Annotated in this window: 1 protein-coding gene; it reads left to right on the top strand. The window is 67.9% G+C overall.

All coding sequences use genetic code 11. The features are described from left to right. Nucleotides 1-259: 259 nt before the first annotated feature. Nucleotides 260-1120 (top strand): FUSC family protein (locus tag AACR77_RS13875; RefSeq protein ID WP_042882299.1); only part of this gene is annotated, 861 nt, incomplete at its 3' end.

Here is a 1120-nt window from a genome sequence, read left to right as displayed (position 1 = left end):
AGAGCAGGGCGTTGTGCCCGGCTTGCTCAGTCAGGACGAGGCGGGCACCCTGCTGGTGCGCCCGGTGGATGGGGGCCACGACAGTGCCAACTGCCGCATCGAACGGGCGCCGGGTAGCGCGGCCCTTCCCCCCGGCGAGCGGGTCATGGTGCGCCTGCCGACAGGTGCGCCCCCATGAACCGGAGAAACGACGCAGGTCAAGGCGAATGCCGTCCCCCTTGCTATCCTCACAACCCTGACCCGAGATAAGAGAACGCCCTTGCGCCTCAATGCCCCGCTCTCCCGCTTCGATCTGCTCATCTATGGCCGCTACCGCCTGGTCCACGGCCTGCGCATCGCCCTGGCCTTCACCCTCACCTTCCTGCTGACCCGGGAGCTCAAGCTGCCGGAGAGCACCTGGCCCCTCATCACCCTGGTGGTGGTGATGGGCCCCATCTCGTTCTGGGGCAACGTGCTGTCGCGCGCCCTGCAACGGGTGGTGGGCACCGTCTTTGGCGCCGCCTGCGGGGTGGTGGCCCTCTATCTGGAGCTCTACTCCCTGCCCCTGATGCTGGCCTGGTGCTGCGCCATCATGTTCCTGTGCGGCTACCTGGCGCTCGGCAAGCGCCCCTATGTGGGGCTGCTCATCGGCATCACCCTGGGGGTCATCGTCGGCGGGGTGCCCGGGGACATCGAGACCGCGCTCTGGCGCAGCGGCGACGTCATCCTGGGGTCGGTGCTGGCCCTGCTGTTTTGCAGCATCTACCCCCAGCGGGCCTATACCCACTGGCGTCTGCAGATGCACGACACCCTGCAGCAGGCCGGGCGGCTCTACCACACCCACCTCTCCCCCAACGTGCTGGAGCGCCCCAAGCTCACCCGAAGCCATGCCCGCCTGCTCGCCAAAATAGTCAGCCTGCGCCCCCTGCTGGCCCCGGCGGTCAAGGAGACCCGCCTTGGCAGCCCGCTGTTCGAGGCGACCCAGACCACCCTTCGCAACAGCGTCTGCACCCTGGAGATGCTGGCCAACACCTATTGGCGGGATCGCCAGAGCCACTTCCTGATGCAGAGCCACCCCGGGCTTCGCGCCTGCCAGCAGGCGACGGAGTCGGTGCTCACCGAACTCGCCCTCATGCTCAAG

Origin of the sequence: Aeromonas sp. ZOR0002 (genome assembly GCF_963866995.1) — a bacterium.
Classification (GTDB): domain Bacteria; phylum Pseudomonadota; class Gammaproteobacteria; order Enterobacterales; family Aeromonadaceae; genus Aeromonas; species Aeromonas caviae.
The sequence above is the reverse complement of the archived record's forward strand: the minus strand, read 5'-3'. Positions and strand labels throughout refer to the sequence as shown.